The following is an 18,520-nucleotide window of genomic DNA, read 5'->3' on the forward strand; positions in this document are numbered from 1 at the left end:
CGGAGGGGAGGGCCCTGTCATGCAGTTCCAGCAGTTACGCGCGTTCCGAGAGGTGGCGGCCGAGTTGAGCTTCACTCAGGCCGCCAAGAACCTGCACTACGCCCAGTCGACCGTGACGACGCAGATAAAGAACCTCGAAGAGGCCGTCGGTACCGAGCTGTTCGACCGCACCCGGCGCCAGCTCACCTTGACCGAGGCCGGGCAGCGGCTGCTGCCGCACGCCGAGCGCATCATCGAGATGACCGAGACCGCCCGGCGCGAGGTCGCCGAGACCGTCCGTCGTCCGCGCCGGCACCGGGAACGGCAGCCGACGTCCCTGCTCTGAGCGGAGAGGGCGCCGCCCTCCTCGTGCCAGGCCCCTGCGCACCTCGCCGGCCGGTCCCCGTCCTGGGGCCGGCCGACGCCTGTGTGTGGGGCGGGTGCGGGGCTCTTGGGGCGACCGCCGGTCCATGGTGGTTCTTGCGCCAACCGGGGCGCGTGATTCCGCCAATGCCGGTGCGCTGCACGGCAATTGCGGGGGCGGTCCCGTTCCTAGAGTCGCTGCTGTCGAACCGTTGTCCGTGTCTTTCGGACTCGCGTTCGCCTCATGTCCGAGACCCGGAGAGGATCGACCATGGGCCAGGCCCCAGCAGCAGATCACACGACGGGTGCCGTGGACGCACCGGACGACCTGCGCGCCGTCATGCGCCACTTCGCCACCGGCGTCTGCGTCGTCAGCACACACCGGCAGCAGGAGGACGGCCTGCGGCACAGCGCCGTCACCGTCAACTCCCTCACCTCGGTGTCGCTCGAGCCGCCCCTGGTGTCCGTCAGCTTCCGCAGCGACTCCAGCTTCCTCACCGACCTGATGGAGGCCCGCGTCTGGGGCATCTCCATCCTCGACGGCGGCTCGGAGGAGCTGGCCCGGCTCTTCGCCCGCCCGCGCGCCGAACGCGACGAGGCGGTGCGGACCCGGCCCGCCGAACCCGGCCCGCACACCGGCGCCCTGCTCTTCGAGGCGGCCGGTTGGATGGAGTGCCGCTACCGCGACCACGTCGTCGCCGGCGACCACGTCATGGTCATCGGTGACGTCGTCGGGCTCGGCGTGCGCGGCACCCGCTCGCCGCTGATCTTCCTCCAGGGCGGCTTCCACCGTTTCGAGCCCCCGCAGACCTGACGCGCCTGCGCGGACCGGCGGCCCCCGCCGATGCGGAGCGCCCGGCGCGCCTCTCCCGGCCGCTTCCGGAGCACCCCCGGCACCCACGGCTCCCTCCGCACCCGTTTCGCAGTGCCCCGCGCACCGACTCCGCACGCCCCTCCGGACCCGCCCGAACCCCGGCCCGGACCCCGCACGCGCCCCCCTGTCCGCCTCCGCATACCGATAGGTGACTGACTCATGCCCCCTGGAATCTCGATCGGCGTCGTCGGCGGCGGCGCGGCAGCCGTCTGTCTGATCGACGCCCTGGCCCGGACCGAGGGCGACCCCGGCAGCCTCACCGTGTTCGAGCCCTCGCCCCATCTGTGGCGCGGCCGGGCCTACCAGGTGGACAGCGAGACGCTGCGGGTCAACGCCACCCCCGACGACATGTCCGTACGCGCCGGGGACCTGGGCCACTTCGAGCGCTGGCTGGAGACCCGGGACCGCGTCACGGGCGTCGCGAGCGGCGTCGACCGCATCTCCGGCGCCCGCTTCGCGCCCCGCCCGCAGTACGGCGAGTACCTGGAGGAGTCCGCGTACGCGGCCCTCGGGGAGCTGCGCCGCCGCGGCTGGCGCGTCGACATCATCGGCGAGGCCGTCACCTCCGCCGCCCGGCTGCCCAACCAGGTGCTGCTGCGCACCGGCCCCGGACAGTCCCGCGCCTTCGACTACGTGGTGCTCAGCGTCGGCGGCGACAGCCCCAAGGACGTGTACGGGCTCGGCGGCACCCCCGGCTTCGTCGGCGACCCCTATCCGGTCGCCGGCGCCCTCGACGACATCGGCGAGGACGAGCACGTCGCCGTCATCGGCAGCGGCCTGACCGCCGTCGACATCGTTCTCTCCCTGGCCGCCCGCGGCCACCAGGGCCCCGTCAGCCTGCTGTCCCGGCGCGGGGTGCTGCCCGGCGTGCGGCAGCGGCCCGTCCATTTCGCCCTGCGCCACGTGACCCCCGAGCGCATCCGGACCACGGCCCGCGACCGCACCGAACTCGCCGTGGAGGACGTCGCCGCCGTACTGCGGGCCGAGTTCCGCGACGCGGGCGCCGACCTCGACGCGGTCGTCGAGGAGATCATCCGCGTCGACCTGGAGGACCCGGTGGACCGGCTGCGCCGCCAGATCGACGAGGTCGACTCCCCGCAGATGGGCATGCGCATCCTCCAGCGGGCCGTCCCCGAGGCCGGTCCCGACGTGTGGCCGCTGCTGCGCGAGGAGGACAAGGTGCAGATCCTGCGGGCGCACTACCGCACCATCATGAGCCTGTGCTGCCCGATGCCGCCGAGCAGCGCCTCCGTCCTGCTGGAACTGGTGCAGGCCGGACAGCTGGAGATGTTCTCGGGACTGCTCGACGTCGTCCCCGGCGAGGAGGGCGGCTTCGACGTCCTGGCGGCCGACGGCACCCAGTTCCGCGCCGACCGGGTGATCAGCGCCATCAACGCCTCCGAGGGGCGCATCCCGACCGGCGCGCTCTCCCTGGTGACCTCGCTGGTGGAGGCCCGCGCGGTCGCCCGGCACCCGCACGGCGGACTGCACCTCGCCCGCGCCACCAGCCGGCTGACCAGCAACGGACGCCCCGACCCGCGCCTCTACGGGCTCGGCAACATCGCCGCCGGCGCCCTGTTCTTCACCTTCGGCATCCCCTCGCTGGTCGACCGCAGCCAGGACATCGTCCACGCGATCCTCGAACACTCCTCGACGGTCGAAGCGGTGCGGCAGGAGGCCACGGCCGTCGCCGCGTGAGCCCGCCGTCGCGCACCGCGCCCCAGCGTCGCGCACCGTCATCCCCTGACCGCCCCTCCACAGCGAAGGCCACCGCATGAGCATCAGCACCGACGCCCGCCCCGCCTACCTCGCGGACACCGCCACGGGGCTGCCCATCCCCGGCGACCCCGAGTTCGCCACCCACGAGGACGCCCGGCGCCACCGCAAGCAGCGGCTCGCCGCCGCGCTGCGCCTGTTCGGCAAGTACGGCTTCGGCGAAGGCATCTCCGGTCACATCTCCGTGCGGGACCCCGAGCACCCGGACCGGTTCTGGGTCAACCCGTTCGGCGTCTCCTTCAACCAGGTCCGGGTCGCCGACCTGATCTGCGTCGACTCCGCCGGCCGCGTCGTCAGCGGGCGGCACAAGGTCAACCCCAGCGCATTCGTCATCCACTCGCAGATCCACGAACTCCACCCCGGCGCCACCGCCGCCGCCCACGGCCACACCCCGCACTCCCGCGCACTGGGCGCGCTCGGCAGGCTGCTGGAGCCCATCGACCAGGAGTCCGCCGCCTTCTACGGCCGTCAGGTCCTCTACGGCGAGTACGAGGGCCCCTCCGTCTCCGTGGCCCAGGGCCGGGACATCGCCGAACGACTCGGCGACAACCGGGCCGTGCTCCTGCGCCACCACGGACTGATCACGGTGGGCGGCTCCCTGGAGGAGGCCGTGCACTGGTTCTTCACCTACGACGGCTGCGCCCAGGTGCAGCTCCTCGCCCAGGCGGCCGGCACCCCGCAGGCCTTCACGCACGAGCAGGCCCTGGCCGCGCGCGAGGGCTTCGGCGACGAGCAGCTCGGCCGGTTCAGCTTCCAGCTCCTGTGGAACGAGATCGTCGCCGAGCAGCCCGACCTCCTGGACGAGTGACCGGCGCACCGCCCTCCCGGTCCTGCGTACCGCCCTCCGGTCCTGCGCACCGCCCGCCCGGGGCCGTGCCCGGCCCCGCACCCGGGGTCCCGGCACCCGCCCTCCGGGCGCCCCGCGCACCCGCACCTTCCGCCCCGCACGAGCCCTTCGGACGAGAACGAGGTCCTTCCGATGCTTGCTGACCACACCGTGACCGCCTTGGACTCCTGGCGCCGGCTGCCGGCCGACCAGCAGCCCGCCTGGCCCGACACCGATGCCCTGAACGGCGTCGTCGCGGAACTCTCCTCCTACCCGCCGCTCGTCTTCGCCGGGGAGTGCGACCTGCTCCGCGAACGGCTCGCCCGGGTCGCCCGCGGCGAGGCGTTCGTCCTCCAGGGCGGCGACTGCGCCGAGACCCTCGACGCGGTCGGCGCCGAAGAGGTCCGCGACAAGATCAAGACCCTGCTCCAGATGTCCGCGGTCCTCACCTACGCCACCTCCGTGCCGGTCGTGAAGATCGGTCGCATCGCCGGCCAGTACGCCAAGCCCCGCTCCCGGAACACCGAGATCCGCGACGGCGTCGAACTCCCCGTCTACCGGGGCGACTCGGTCAACGGCCTGGAGTTCACCCCGGAGGCCCGCACCCCCGACCCCGAGCGGCTCAAGCGCGTCTACCACGCCTCCGCCGCCACCCTGAACCTGATCCGCGCCTTCATCACCGGCGGCTACGCCGACCTGCGCCAGGTCCACGAGTGGAACCGCGACTTCGTCGCCAGCTCCCCGATCGGTGAGCGCTACGAGGACCTCGCCCGGGCCATCGACGACGCGCTCACCTTCCTCGCCGCCTGCGGCGCCGACCCCCGGGAGTTCCACTCCGCGGAGTTCTTCTCCAGCCACGAGGCGCTGCTGCTCGACTACGAGACCGCCCTCACCCGCACCGACTCCCGCACCAACCTCGCCTACGACGTCTCCGCGCACATGATCTGGATCGGCGAGCGCACCCGCCGCCTCGACGGCGCCCACGTCGAGTTCGCCTCCACGGTCCGCAACCCCATCGGCGTCAAGCTCGGCCCGACCACCACGGCCGACGAGGCGCTCGCCCTGATCGACCGCCTCGACCCCGAGCGCGAGCCGGGCCGGCTGACCTTCATCACCCGCATGGGCCGCGACAAGGTCCGGGACGTGCTGCCCGAACTGGTCGCCAAGGTCACCGGCTCCGGCGCCCAGGTGGTCTGGCTGTGCGACCCGATGCACGGCAACACCTTCGAGGCGTCCAGCGGCCACAAGACCCGCCACTTCGACGACGTGCTGGACGAGGTGCGGGGCTTCTTCGAGGTGCACCGGGCGCTCGCCACCCACCCCGGCGGCATCCACATCGAACTGACCGGCGACGACGTCACCGAATGCGTCGGCGGCGGCGACCGGATCGGCGTCGGCGACCTGCACCAGCGCTACCAGACCGCCTGCGACCCCCGGCTCAACCGCTACCAGTCCCTCGACCTCGCCTTCCAGGTCGCCGAGTTGTACCGGGCGCGCGCCACCCCGCTGCGGCGCGAGCCCGCCCCGATCGCCACTGCGGCCTGACCGCCCGAACCGACCGAGAGGCGCCATGACGATGCGAGCAGTGCGCGGCGCGGTGCAGTTGGAGCGCGACGACCGGCTCCACCTGCGCGACAGCGTGAAAGACCTGTTCCAGCAGATGCTCGACGCCAACGGACTCGTCCACGACGACCTGATCAGCGTCATCTTCACCGCCACCTCCGACCTGCACAGCGACTTCCCCGCCGTCGCGGTCCGCGAACTCGGCCTGGCCGACGTGCCGTTGATGTGCGCGCAGGAACTGGACATCGAGGGGGCGCTGCCCCGGGTGGTGCGCATCCTCGCGCACGCCGACACCGACCGGCCCAAGCCGGCCATCCAGCACGTCTACCTGGGCGGTGCCGCGGCGCTGCGCCGGGACCTGGCGGCGAGGGAGGCCGACGGATGATCCGTACCGCCGCGGTGGTGGGCACGGGTCTGATCGGCACTTCCATCGCGCTCGCCCTGACCCGGCACGGCGTCACCGTGTACCTGGCCGACGCCGACGTCTCCGCGGCCCGTACGGCGGCGGCGCTCGGCGCCGGACTGGTCGGAGGTCCGCCCGTGCCGGCCGACATCGCGGTGCTCGCGGTGCCGCCCGCTCGGGTCGGCGCCGTCCTCGCCGAGCAGCAGCGGCGCCGGCTCGCCCGCTGCTACACCGACGTGGCGAGCGTGAAGGGCGGACCCGAGCGGGAGGTCGCCGCGGCCGGCGCCGACGCGGCGGTCTTCATCGGGGGCCACCCCATGGCGGGCCGGGAGCGGTCCGGGCCGCTGGCCGCCTGCGCCACCCTGTTCGAGGAGCGGACCTGGGTGCTCAGCCCGTCCGCGCACACCGGCCGCGACACCCTCAACCGGGCGCTGGAACTGGTCGCGCTCTGCGGCGCCGTGCCCGTGCTGATGGACAGCGAGTCGCACGACCGCGCGGTCGCCGTCGTCTCGCACGCCCCGCACGTGGTCGCCGCGCTGATGGCGGCCCGCCTCCAGCACCTCTCCCCGGACGCGGTGCGGCTGGCCGGGCAGGGCGTGCGGGACGTGACCCGCATCGCCGACGGCGACGTACGGCTGTGGAGCGACATCCTGGAGTCCAACGCGACCGCCGTCGCCGACGTGCTGGAGGAGATCGCCGGGGACCTCGCCGGCACCGTCGCGGCACTGCGAGCCCTGGCCGGCGAGGACACCGGCGCCCGCGCCGGCGGCACCGCCCGGCTGGCCGACCTGCTCACCCGCGGCCTGGCCGGGCGCGGCGCCATCGCCGGGAAGCACAAGACGCCCGACCTGACCTGCGTGCCGGTGCGCATCCGGATCGGGGACCAGCCCGGCGAACTGGCGAGGCTGCTGGGCACCGCCTCCGAGCTGGGCATCAACATCGAGGACATGTCCATCGACCACACCCCGGACAAGCCGAGTGGACTGGTCGAGCTGATGGTGTCGCCCACCGCCGCGCTCGGCATGGCGCAGCGGCTGAAGGACTGCGGCTGGCGGGTCCAGCGCGTCGCCGACCACTCCGCCCCGCGCACACCGTCCCGCCGTACCGGACCCGCCGCCCGACGGGACCGGACGGGCGCCCGGACCGCGGCCTGAGCCGAGGCCTCTCGGTCTCCCCCTCCCTTCTTCCCCGTCCGTTCTCCGTTCCCCTTTTCGCGTTCACCGTCGAACGGTCGTCGCTCACCGCCGTCCGCTCCCGCTTCCCTGCGAAGGATCCGCATGTCTGCTCTGCGATGGCTCACCGCCGGCGAGTCCCACGGGCCCGCCCTGACCGCCGTACTGGAGGGGCTCCCCTCCGGTGTGCGGATCTCCACCGACGAGGTCGCCGACGCCCTGGCCCGCCGCAGGCTGGGCCACGGCCGGGGCGCCCGGATGGCCTTCGAACGCGACGAGGTCGCCTTCGCCGGTGGCGTACGGCACGGCCAGACCCTCGGGTCACCGGTCGCCGTCCGTATCGCCAACAGCGAATGGCCCAAGTGGCGCACCGTGATGGCCGCCGACCCGGTTCCCGCCGACGCCCTGGCCGGGCAGGCCCGCAACGCACCCCTCACCCGGCCCCGCCCCGGCCACGCCGACCTGGCCGGCATGCAGAAGTACGGCTTCGACGATGCCCGACCGGTCCTGGAGCGGGCCAGCGCCCGCGAGACCGCCGCCCGGGTGGCGCTGGGCGCCCTCGCCGAGGCGTTCCTGCGACAGGCGTACGGCATCGGGCTCGTCGCCCACGTCGTGGCGCTCGGCGCGGCACGTTCCACCTCGCCGGAGCTGCCGGGACCCGAGGACACCGGGCGGCTGGACGCCGACCCCGTGCGCTGCCTCGACCCCGGCGCGTCGGCGGCCATGGTGGCCGAGGTGGACCGCGCGCACGGCGCCGGCGACACGCTCGGCGGGATCGTGGAAGTGGTGGCGTACGGGCTGCCGCCGGGGCTGGGTTCGCATGTGCACGGGGACCGCCGGCTCGACGCCCGGCTCGCCGGGGCACTCATGGGCATCCAGGCCATCAAGGGCGTGGAACTGGGGGAGGGGTTCGCCCTCGCCGGTGTGCCCGGCTCCCTCGCCCACGACGAGATCCTCCCCGGCGCGAACGGGGTGCGCCGGGCCACCGCCCGCTCGGGCGGTGTGGAGGGCGGGATGTCGACCGGGGAGCCGCTGCGGGTGCGGGCGGCGATGAAGCCGATCGCCACGGTGCCGAGGGCGCTGGCCACGGTGGACACGGCCACGGGTGAGGCGGCCGTCGCCCATCACCAGCGTTCCGACGTGTGTGCGGTGCCGGCCGCGGCGGTCGTCGCCCAGGCGGTGACCGCGCTGGTCCTGGCGGACGCGGCGCTGGAGAAGTTCGGCGGCGACAGCGTCCCGGAGACCGCCCGCAACCACCGCGCCTACCTGTCCCACCTCACCGTCCGATGAGGCCCGCCGCCACCCCGCGAACGGGACGGGCGGCGCGCTCGCACCCGGGGGTTGCGCGCCGTGTCGTGAGTGCGCGTCTTCGGATCGCCGCCGGCTCGTGCTCGTCCGGCCTGGGCGTGGGTGGGGCCGCGGGCTCGTGCCCGTCTGGCTCGTGTTCGTCCGGCCTGGGTGTGGGTGGGGCCGCGGGCTCGTGGCCGTCCGGCTCGTGCTCGTCCGGCCTGGGCGTGGGTGGGGCCGCGGGCCCGTGGCCGTCCGGCTCGTGTTCGTCCGGCCTGGGTGTGGGTGGGGCCGCGGGCTCGTGGCCGTCCGGCTCGTGTTCGTCCGGCCCGGGTGTGGGTGGGCCGGACCCCACGCGGCCGTCCCGGCGCCGCTCCCGGCGGCGCGCGTGACCGGCCGGGTCGCGTTCCGGGAGCCGGCCCCCGCGCCCGACGCCCCGATCACCCCCGGGGCGGCCCGGATCGCCCCCGGGCCCGGGACCGCGCCCGTGGCCGGCACCGTCGCCGCCCTCTTCGCCGAGGGCGACTTCCGCCCGGCGGTGTTCGACGGCCCCGACGGTCCGGGCGGCGGGGCCGGGGACGATCTTGTCGGGGAGCTGTGCCGACGGGTGCTGGGCTCGCTCGCCCGCAGCGATCAACGGCGCAGCGGCGAGCTGTACATCCGGGGGTTGCTCGCCGCGACCGGCCGCAAGAGCATCCGCAACATCGCCGCGCAGACCGGCGTCCCCGCCGACGCGCAACGGCTGCACCACTTCATCAGCGACTCCACCTGGCGCTGGCGCCCCGTACGCGCCGCGCTCGCCCACCACGTCGGCGCCCTCGCCCCGCCCCGGGCCTGGGTGGTGCACACCGTCACACTGCCCCGGGCGGGCCGAGGCGGTGTCGGCGTCGAGCGGTTCACCGACCCGCGCACCGGACGGCGCGTCAACGCCCGGCGCGCGGTGGGCCTGTGGGCCGTCACCGACCACGGCGCCTGCCCCGTCGACTGGATCCTTTGGCTCACCCCCCGCTGGCTCGACGACCCCGAACTGCGGGCACGGGCCCGGCTCCCCGCGGACGCCGCCGCCGTGGACGCCGTCGCGGCCGGTCTCGACATGGTCCGCGCGACCGCCGCCACCGCCGGGCCGCACCGCGCGCCGGTGCTGCTGGACGCCCGGCACGCCCCCGCGGGCCGGGTCGCCGCCCGCCTCCAGGCCGGCGGCTTCCCCTACCTGCTGCGGATCGCCGCCTCGCACCCCGTCACTCCCCTCGCCGCCGACGGCCGGGACGCCGCCCGCGTCGTCACCGCCCGCCGGCTGGCGACGGGCCCGGCGGCCGGTTCGTACGGCAGGGTGCGCCCGCCCGGTGCGGCCGACGGGCCGTACGACGTGGTCCGCGTCCCCTGCCGGGCGTACGACACGCCGCCGGGTCCTCGCCGCCGCCAGCTCCTGCTGGCCCGGCACGATCCGTACCACCCGGAGCGCACCGCGTACTGGCTCACCGACCTGACGACCCTGCCCAGCACCGCACTGCTGCGGTTGGCCGCCGCCCCCGACGAGATCGACCGGGACGTCTGCGTCACCGGCCGCCGTCACGGCCTGCACGACTTCGACGGCCGGTCCTTCGCCGGCTGGCACCGCCACATCACGCTCGCCTCGGCGGCCCACGCCGCCGCCCTGCTGCCCGACCGCCGGCCCGCCGTCGCCGGACCGCCGCCGCCCGCCCCCACCCGACGGGGCGAGCGGTCTCTACCGAGGAAGAGACCATGACCGCAAGCGTCACCGAGTACGACGAAACCCTGGCCGCCGCCCCCGTATGGACCGACGCGGACCGCCGCGCCGCCGACGTCGCGCGCGCACTGGCCGCCGACGCGGTGGAGGCCGCGGGGCACGGCCACCCCGGCACGGCCATCAGTCTGGCCCCCGCGGCCCACCTGCTCTTCCAGCGGCTGCTGCGGCACGACCCGGCCGACCCCGAGTGGGCCGGCCGGGACCGCTTCGTGCTGTCCTGCGGCCACGCCGTCCTCACCCTGTACATCCAGCTCCACCTCACCGGCTACGCCCTCGGCCTCGACGACCTCAAGGCCCTGCGCCGCGAGGGCAGCCTCACCCCGGCCCACCCCGAGCGAGGGCACACCCCGGGCGTGGAGGTGACGACGGGACCGCTCGGACAGGGACTGGCCAACGCGGTCGGGATGGCGGCGGCCGCCCGCCGCGAACGCGGCCTGTTCGACCCCGACGCCCCCGACGGCACCTCGCCGTTCGACCACACGATCTGGGTCTTCGCATCCGACGGGGACCTCCAGGAGGGAGTGAGCCATGAGGCCGCCTCGCTCGCCGGGCACCAGCGGCTGGGTAACCTGGTGGTGCTCTGGGACGACAACCGGATCTCGATCGAGGACGACACCTCCGTCGCCCTGTCGGAGGACGTCCCGGCTCGCTTCCGGGCGTACGGCTGGGACGTGCGGCAGGTGGACTGGACCGTCACCGGGACGTACACCGAGGACCTGGAGGCGCTGTACCGGGCGCTGAGCGAGGCCCGGCGGGAGACCGGCCGGCCCTCCCTGGTCGCGCTGCGCACGGTGATCGGCTGGCCCGCGCCGACCAAGCGGAACTCCGGCGCGATCCACGGCGCGGCGCTCGGCCCGGCCGAGACGGCCGGACTCAAGGAGGCGCTCGGGCTCGACCCGGAGCGCTCCTTCCAGGTCCCCGACGACGTCCTGGCCCACACCCGCACCGCGCTGGAGCGCGGCCGGCGTGCCCGTGCCGACTGGGACCGGCGCTACGCCGACTGGCGGGCGGCGCACCCGGAGCGTGCCGCCGAGTACGACCGGATCGGCGCGCGCACCCTGCCCGAGGGGTGGGCCGAGCACCTCCCGACCTTCCCGGCGGGCGGGTCGATGGCCACCCGCAAGGCGTCCGGGAAGGTCCTCGACGCCCTCGCCGGGGTCCTGCCCGAACTCTGGGGCGGTTCCGCGGACCTGGCCGGCTCCAACCTCACCACCATGGCGGGCGAGCCGTCCTTCCTGCCCGAGGAGCACGCCACCGCCGCCTTCCCCGGCCACCGCTACGGCCGCACCCTGCACTTCGGCATCCGCGAACACGCCATGGGCGCCGTCCTCAACGGCATCGCCCTGCACGGCGGCACCCGCCCCTACGGCGGCACGTTCCTGGTCTTCTCCGACTACATGCGGCCCGCCGTGCGGCTCGCCGCGATGATGCGGCTGCCCGTCACCTACGTGTGGACGCACGACTCCATCGGCCTGGGCGAGGACGGGCCGACGCACCAGCCGGTGGAGCACCTGTGGTCGCTGCGCGGCATCCCCGGCCTCGACGTGGTGCGGCCCGCCGACGCCAACGAGACCGTCGTGGCCTGGCGCACGATCCTCAGCCGCGCCGACCGGCCCGCCGGTCTCGCGCTGAGCCGGCAGGAACTGCCCGTGCTGGACCGCTCGCCCGGCACCGGACTCGCCTCCGCCGACGGCGTCGCGCGCGGCGGGTACGTCCTCGCCGAGGCGGACGGCGCGGCGCCCGAGGTGATCGTCCTCGCCACCGGCAGCGAGGTGTCGGTCGCCCTGGACGCGCGGGCCCTGCTCCAGGCGGAGGGGATCGCCACCCGGGTGGTGTCGATGCCGTGCGTGGAGTGGTTCGCCGAACAGGACGAGGAGTACCGCGAATCGGTGCTGCCCGCCGGCGTGGCCGCCCGGGTGTCGGTCGAGGCCGGCACCGCGATGGGCTGGTACGCGCTGCTGGGCGGCGCGGGCGAGGCGGTCAGCATCGAGGACTTCGGCGCCGGCGCCCCCTACCAGCGCCTCTTCGAGCAGTTCGGCCTGACCCCCGACCGCGTGGCGGCGGCGGCCAGGGCCGCCCTGGAGCGGGCCCGGCGCGGGAGCCGTCGATGACCGCGGACACCACGAGCGACGGCGCCGACGGCCGCCGGTCGGGCCCCGCCCGCACGGAGAACCGGCCGACCGTCCCCGTCCCCGTCCCCGCCCCCGCCTCCGGCGAGGCCCCGACCCCCGTCCTGAGCGCCCGCGTCCCCGGCTCCAAGAGCATCACCAACCGTGCGCTGCTGCTGGCCGCCGCCGCGCACGGAACGACCCGCCTGGACGCCCCGCTGGTCAGCGACGACACCGTGGCCTTCGCCGAGGCGCTGACCGCACTCGGCGTCGACGTGCGCACCGGCGACGGCCACTGGACCGTCACCGGCGCGGGCGGCGGGCCCCGGTCCGGCGGCCGGGTCTGGTGCGCGGACGCGGGCACCGCCGCCCGCTTCCTGCCGCCCTGGGCGGCGACCGGCCGGGGCGAGTACGTCTTCGAGGGCTCCGGGCAGCTCGGCGCCCGTCCCCTGCGCCCGCTGGTGGACGCCGTGGCCGCGCTGGGCGCCGACGTCCGGCCCGGCCCCGGCGGCGGACTTCCGCTCACCCTGCGGGCGTCCGGCCTCGCCGGCGGCGCCGTCGCGCTGGACTCCCGCACCAGCAGCCAGTACCTGACGGGGCTGCTGATGGCCGCGCCACTGGCCCGCGCCCCGCTCACCGTCCACGCCCACGGCCTGGTCAGCGGGCCGTACGTGACCATGACCCGGGCCCTCATGGCGCGCTTCGGCGTCACCGTGGGGAGCCCGGAGCCCGGGGTGCTGCGCATCGAGCCGGGCCGCTACACCGCCACCGGCCTGCGCGTCGAACCGGACGCGTCGACCGCCTCGTACTTCTTCGCGGCGGCGGCCGTGACCGGGACCACCGTGCGGGTGCCGGGGCTCGGACGCGGCAGCCTCCAGGGCGACGTGCGCTTCCTCGACGTGCTGGGCCGGACCGGCGCGCGGATACGGCTGACCGAGGACGCCGCCGAGGTCACCGGGACGGGCCGGCTGCGCGGTGGGTTCAGCGTCGACATGGGGGAGATCTCGGACACCTTCATGACCCTGGCCGCCGTGGCACCGCTCGCCGACGGACCGATCACCGTCACCGGCATCGCGCACGCCCGGCTGAAGGAGTCCGACCGCATCGCCGCGGTGGCCGGGAACCTTCGCGCGCTGGGCGTGCGTACCGAGGAGGGGCCCGACCGGCTCACCGTCCTGCCCGGTCCGGTGCGCCCCGCCCGCATCGCCTGCCACCGCGACCACCGCATCGCGATGGCCTTCTCCGTACTGGGCCTGCGGGTCCCCGGCATCACCCTGGACGACCCGGAGTGTGTGGCCAAGACCTTCCCCGGCTTCCACGCGGAACTCGGCCGGCTCTTCGGACCCCAGCAGGGATGACGCCGCGACCTGCGGCGCAGCCGTGGCCGTAACTGTTCGAACTCGCGTTGCAGGCCTCTCCTATTGAACCCTCCGATATGGCTGTGATACCAGCATGCGGGTATGTTTGCATGGGGCGAGGGGACGGAACCCCCGGACCGACCGCCGGTTCCGTCCCGACGCGCTGACGGATGGGGGAGACGGTGCGAAGTCTGGAGGAACGGGAGGGACCGGCACTCGCCGTGCCGCGGCCGGCGGTGTCCGGCCGGGCCGCGCCCGGCGGAGTGCAGATCGTCCACCGGCACGACGAGCCGTTCGACGGCACCCTGATGGCCCACCAGTTCGGCGGGGTCCGGGTGGCCCTCGTCAAGGGCGACGGCCCGCGGGAGCTGATCCGTCCGGGCCACCGCATCGCCCCCGCCGACGAGGGTGTGCTGCGGGTTCTGCGGCCGCTGACCGGCGCGGTCTGGGTCGTCCAGGACGGCCGCCACGGCACGGTGCGCGCCCCACAGCTCATCTGCTTCGACAGCACCCGCCCCTACAAGGCGGCCATGCCCGAGAACTTCCGCCTGGTCGACGTCACCGTGGCCCACCGCCTGGTCGGCCTCACCCCCGCCGAGGCCGAACCGCTCACCGCGCGGCCCTGGTCCGGCTCCGAGGGACTCGCCGCCCTGCTCTCCTCCCTCCTGGACGGGCTCGGCCGGCACGGCCGGGAGGTAGCGACCTCGGTCGACCTGCTCGGCGGCAGCGTCGTGGGACTGACCGCCGCGCTCTTCGCGGAACGCATGCGGGAGGTCGCCGAGGACCCGCAGATCGCCCGCCAGGCCCTGATGCTCCAGGTCCAGTCCTACGTCCGCGACCAACTCGCCGAACCCGGCCTGAGCCCGGTGACCATCGCCCGCGCCCACAACGTCTCCCTGCGCTACCTGCAGAAGATCTTCCAGGAGCACGGCATCAGCCCCGCCCGCTGGATCCGCGACGAACGCCTCGCGCGCTGCCGCACCGAACTCGCCGACCCCCTCCTGGACCACCTGCCGGTCGCCCTGATCGGCGAACGCGCCGGCCTCTACGGCGCCTCGCACTTCAGCCGCCTCTTCCGCGACCGGTACGGCATCACCCCCCGCGAGTTCCGGAAGGAGCGTGACGTCCGGTGACCGCACGCGGACTGGCGCTGCTCGACGGCGGACCCGCTCCCGACCCCCGGTGCACCACCCTCGGCAACGCCCTGGTGCGGGCCGCGCTCGCCCCCGGCGACCGAGGGCTGTGCTTCGTCGGCACCGACGGCGGCGAGACCCGCTGGAGCTACCGCCGCCTCCTCCACGAGGCCGCCCGGACCCTGGCCGGACTGCGCCGGGCCGGCACCCGGCCCGGCGAACGCGTCGTCGTGCACGTCGCCGAGGCCCCCGCGCTGCTGAGCGTGTTCTGGGCGTGCGTCCTCGGCGGCTTCGTCCCCCTGCTGGTCGGCACCGGCACCACCGAGGCGAACCGCGCCGCCGCCCCCGCGCTCCTCGACGAGGTCTGGAACCGCTACGGCAGGCCCCGCCTCGTCACCGGCCGCGGGCAGCCCGTCGACCCGGCCACCGAGGCCGCAGCCCGCGAGGCCGGTGCCTGGCTCGGCAGCCCGCACGAACTGCGCGCGGACGCCCCCGACCACCGCCGGCACCCCGGCGGCCCCGACGACACCGCGGCCCTGCTGCTCACCTCCGGCTCCACCGGCGTACCCAAGGCGGTGATGCTCAGCCACCGCAACATCCTCAGCCGCAGCGCCGCCACCGCCCGCGCCAACGGCCTCGGCAGCGCCACCCGCACCGTCAACTGGATGCCGCTGGACCACGCCGGCGGTCTCCTCCTCTTCCACGTGCGGGACGTCTTCCTCGGCGCCCACCAGGTGCACGCCCCCACCGAGTGGGTCCTCGCCGACCCGCTGCGCTGGCTCGACCTCGCCGACCGGCACCGTGCCTGCACCACCTGGGCCCCCAACTTCGCCTTCTCGCTCGTCAACGACCGCGCCGACGGCCTCGCGGACCGCCACTGGGACCTCAGCCGTCTGCGGTACGTCATGAACGGCGGCGAGGCGGTCCGCGCCTCCGTCGTCCGGCGCTTCCTGGACCTGCTCGCGCCCTTCGGACTGCCCGGGGACGCCGTGCACCCCGGCTGGGGCATGTCGGAGACCGCCGCCGGCGTCGTCGACCACCGCTTCCGCGACCTCGACACCGCCGACGCCCGCCACGTCCCGGCCGGCCGGCCCCAGCCGGGCACTGCCGTGCGCTGCGTCGACGCCGACGGCACCGTCGTCGGCGTCGGCACCGTGGGCCGCCTGGAGGTGCGGGGCCCCTCCGTCACCCGCGGCTACCTGGACGACGCCGCGCACACCCGGCGCTCCTTCACCGCCGACGGCTGGTTCCGCACCGGCGACCTGGCCTTCGTCGAGGACGGCGTCCTCACCGTCACCGGACGCGCCGACGAACTCGTCGAGTGCGACGGAGTGTGCCGCCACAGCCACGAGATCGAGGCCGTGGTCGAGGAACTGGACTTCGTCACCCCCTCGTACACCGTGGCCACGCCGGTCACCGGCCCCGCCGGCGAGGAGATCGCCGTCTTCTACCGTCCCCGGCCCGGCACGGGACGCGAGCGGGCCGCGACGGCCGTCCGCGCCCGCGTCGCCGACCGCCTCGGGGTGCGCGTCACCCGTGTGGTGCCGGTCGCCGCGGGGGACGTGCCCAGAACGGGCATCGGCAAGCTCCGCCGCGCCCGCATGCGTCACTGGTACGAGACACAGGGCGGCGCCCCCTCCGCCGCCCCCCAGGACGGGCCCGCCGCGCGGGCCGGAGAGGAAGAGGACGCGATGGCCGAGGAGACCAGGGCACAGCACCCCGGGGCGGACGGCGGTGCGCTGCGCGTATCCGTCCTCGGCCCGCTGGAGATCCGGGCCCAGGGCGAGGACCGCACGCCCTCCGCTCCCATGGCCCGACGGGTGCTGGCGGTGCTGCTGCTCCACGCCAACCGTCTCGTCTCCACCTCCACCCTCATCGAGGAGCTCTGGGAGGCCGAGCCGCCCCGCCTGGCCCGCAAGACCGTCCAGACCTACGTCTACCAACTGCGCAAGGCGCTGCACTGCGAGGTGAACCCCTGCGAGCGGGTGCGCACCGGGCCGAACGGCTACCGCATCGACCTCCGGCCCGGCGAACTGGACCTGTGGGAGTTCGAACACGGTGTCCGGCGCGCCCGCACCGCCCTCGGCGAGGGCGACCCGCGCACCGCCGCGGCGCTCGCGCGCGACGCGCTCGCGCTGTGGCGCGGGGAGCCGTTCGCCGGGCTGGAGACCGGCCCGCTGCTCGCCGCCCAGCTCCCGCCCCTGGCCGATCTGCGCCTCAGCGCGCTGGAGTTGCGCGTCACCGCCGACCTGCGGCTGGGCCGGCACCGTGCCCTGCTGGGGGAGTTGCGGCAGCTCACCGCCGACCATCCGCTCAACGAGGAGTTCACCGCGCAGCTGATGACCGCCGCGCACCGCTCCGGGCAGCGCGCCACCGCCCTGGAGGCGTTCGCGCGGCTGCGCCGCCGGCTCGTCGACGAGCTCGGCATCGAACCCTCCGAGCGGCTCCAGCGGTTGCAGCAGGAGGTGCTGACCGCGCAGGTCTCCGAGACGGAGGCCGCCGCGCCCGCCCTGGACCCGGCCCCGGCACCCGACGGCGCCGCCCCCGCGCGGCCCGAACCCGTCCGCGGCCGGCTCCCGCTGGACACCCCCGACTTCACCGGCCGGGCCGCCGAACTGGCCCGGCTCACCGCCCTCGCCGGGCAGGACCCGCCGGGCCGGGCCACGAAGGGCGGGCCCCGGGTGGTCGTGGTGCTCGGCCCGGTCGGCGTGGGCAAGAGCGCCCTCGCCGTGCACGGCGCCCACCGGCTGGTCGGCGGCTTCCCCGACGGCGTGCTGCACGCCCGGCTCCACGACGCCGAGGACCGCCCCCGCTCCGCCCACGCCGTCCTGCACGCCCTGCTGCGCGACTGCGGCCACGACCCGGCCGCCCTGCCGGACGACACCGACGAACTCGCCGGGATGCTCCGCGCGGCCACGGCAGGCCGGTCGCTGCTGATGCTGCTGGACGACGCCGCCACCACCGACCAGGTACTGCCGTTGCTCCCGGCCGACGACAGCGCGCTGGTCCTCGTCACCTCCCGGGTCCGGCTGCCCGGCCTGCCCGGCGCGCACGCGCTTGCGCTGGGCCCGCTGCCGGCCCCCGACGCCGCCGCGTTCTTCGCCCGCGTCGCCGGGGCCGAGCGCGTCGCCGCCGACGAAGCGGAGACCCTGGGCCGGGTCACCGGGCTGATGGGCAACTTCCCCCTCGCGCTGCGCGCGGTGGGGGAGAAGTTCGCCGGCCGCCCCATGTGGACCCTGGGCGACCTGGCGCTCGGCCTCGTCGACGAGGGGCGGCTCGCCGCGGAACTCCACGACGAGGCGTGCGACGTACTGGCCCGCGCGGCCGGGGCGGTGGTCCGGCTCCCCGCGTCGCTGCGCCGGGCGCTCGCCCTGCTGTCGGCGGCCGAGGAACCCTTCGACATGGCCCGCGCGGGCGAACTGCTCGACGGCGACACCTGGGAGACGCAGTCCCTGGTGGGCCGGCTCCTCGATCACCACGTCCTGGTGGCCGAACCGCACACCCGGTCCGCCGCACTTCTCCTGCGCGTCCCGCACCTGGTCCGCCTCGCCCTGCCGTCCCCGGACGACACCGGCCTGCGCGTCCTCCCGGGCGCCGACCGCGACCTCGGCCACCGCACGGTCTCCGGCGTCCTGACGGCAGCGGGCTGACCACACCGCCACACCGCTGCGCCCGCAACGACCCGCTCGGCCCGGCACTGTCCCTACGACCCGCTCGGCCGGGCACTGTCCCTACGACCCGCTCGGCCGGGCGCCGTCCTGAGGCCCGCGCGGCCCGACTGTGCCCCGGCGGTCCTGTCGGCCTGGCGCTGTCCCGGCCGCCCTGTGGGGGCAGCGCTGTCCCGGTGGGCCTCTCGGGCCGGTGTTGTTCCGGTCTTTCGGCTGGTGGGCGGCTTGGCGGGTCGTTCGTG

At 75.4% G+C, this 18,520-nt stretch carries 13 protein-coding genes; all 13 read left to right on the forward strand.

The window, feature by feature from the left end; all coding sequences use genetic code 11:
• The first annotated feature begins 19 nt into the window (after nucleotides 1–19).
• Nucleotides 20–325, forward strand: a complete 306-nt coding sequence (locus AB0P07_RS11050; protein WP_365548282.1) for a LysR family transcriptional regulator — start codon at nucleotides 20–22, stop codon at nucleotides 323–325.
• Nucleotides 326–652: 327 nt separating this feature from the next.
• Complete coding sequence (locus tag AB0P07_RS11055) at nucleotides 653–1,156, forward strand: flavin reductase family protein (RefSeq protein ID WP_365548285.1); 504 nt, start codon at nucleotides 653–655, stop codon at nucleotides 1,154–1,156.
• Nucleotides 1,157–1,375: 219 nt separating this feature from the next.
• Nucleotides 1,376–2,914, forward strand: a complete 1,539-nt coding sequence (locus tag AB0P07_RS11060; RefSeq protein WP_365548288.1) for an FAD/NAD(P)-binding protein — start codon at nucleotides 1,376–1,378, stop codon at nucleotides 2,912–2,914.
• 76 nt (nucleotides 2,915–2,990) lie between these two features.
• Nucleotides 2,991–3,800, forward strand: a complete 810-nt coding sequence (locus AB0P07_RS11065) for a class II aldolase/adducin family protein (RefSeq protein WP_365548290.1) — start codon at nucleotides 2,991–2,993, stop codon at nucleotides 3,798–3,800.
• A gap of 171 nt (nucleotides 3,801–3,971) precedes the next feature.
• Complete coding sequence (locus AB0P07_RS11070; RefSeq protein WP_365548293.1) at nucleotides 3,972–5,363, forward strand: class II 3-deoxy-7-phosphoheptulonate synthase; 1,392 nt, start codon at nucleotides 3,972–3,974, stop codon at nucleotides 5,361–5,363.
• Nucleotides 5,364–5,388: 25 nt separating this feature from the next.
• On the forward strand, nucleotides 5,389–5,766 hold the full coding sequence (aroH, locus tag AB0P07_RS11075; RefSeq protein ID WP_365548296.1) for a chorismate mutase: 378 nt from the start codon (nucleotides 5,389–5,391) through the stop codon (nucleotides 5,764–5,766).
• A complete protein-coding gene (locus AB0P07_RS11080; RefSeq protein WP_365549257.1) occupies nucleotides 5,766–6,938 on the forward strand; it encodes a prephenate dehydrogenase in 1,173 nt (390 codons plus the stop codon). Before aroH ends, AB0P07_RS11080 begins: the two co-directional genes overlap by 1 nt.
• 123 nt (nucleotides 6,939–7,061) lie before the next feature.
• A complete protein-coding gene (gene aroC / locus AB0P07_RS11085; protein ID WP_365548299.1) occupies nucleotides 7,062–8,246 on the forward strand; it encodes a chorismate synthase in 1,185 nt (394 codons plus the stop codon).
• A gap of 385 nt (nucleotides 8,247–8,631) precedes the next feature.
• Nucleotides 8,632–9,990, forward strand: coding sequence for a transposase (locus AB0P07_RS11090; RefSeq protein ID WP_365548302.1), 1,359 nt, complete (start codon nucleotides 8,632–8,634; stop codon nucleotides 9,988–9,990).
• Nucleotides 9,987–12,122 carry a transketolase gene (gene tkt, locus AB0P07_RS11095; RefSeq protein WP_365548304.1) on the forward strand — a complete coding sequence of 712 codons (2,136 nt, stop codon included), beginning with the start codon at nucleotides 9,987–9,989 and terminating at the stop codon, nucleotides 12,120–12,122. The genes AB0P07_RS11090 and tkt overlap by 4 nt, the downstream gene beginning before the upstream one ends.
• A 122-nt stretch (nucleotides 12,123–12,244) precedes the next feature.
• Nucleotides 12,245–13,477: a 3-phosphoshikimate 1-carboxyvinyltransferase gene (gene aroA, locus AB0P07_RS11100; protein ID WP_365549260.1), complete on the forward strand. Its 1,233-nt coding sequence runs from the start codon at nucleotides 12,245–12,247 to the stop codon at nucleotides 13,475–13,477.
• A 182-nt stretch (nucleotides 13,478–13,659) separates the two neighbouring features.
• Nucleotides 13,660–14,610 carry an AraC family transcriptional regulator gene (locus AB0P07_RS11105; RefSeq protein WP_365548307.1) on the forward strand — a complete coding sequence of 317 codons (951 nt, stop codon included), beginning with the start codon at nucleotides 13,660–13,662 and terminating at the stop codon, nucleotides 14,608–14,610.
• A complete protein-coding gene (locus AB0P07_RS11110; protein ID WP_365548310.1) occupies nucleotides 14,607–18,260 on the forward strand; it encodes an AMP-binding protein in 3,654 nt (1,217 codons plus the stop codon). Before AB0P07_RS11105 ends, AB0P07_RS11110 begins: the two co-directional genes overlap by 4 nt.
• Nucleotides 18,261–18,520 lie beyond the last annotated feature (260 nt).

The sequence above is a fragment of the Streptomyces sp. NPDC085944 genome, from assembly GCF_040686295.1.
In the GTDB taxonomy this organism is placed as follows: Bacteria; Actinomycetota; Actinomycetes; order Streptomycetales; family Streptomycetaceae; genus Streptomyces; species Streptomyces salinarius.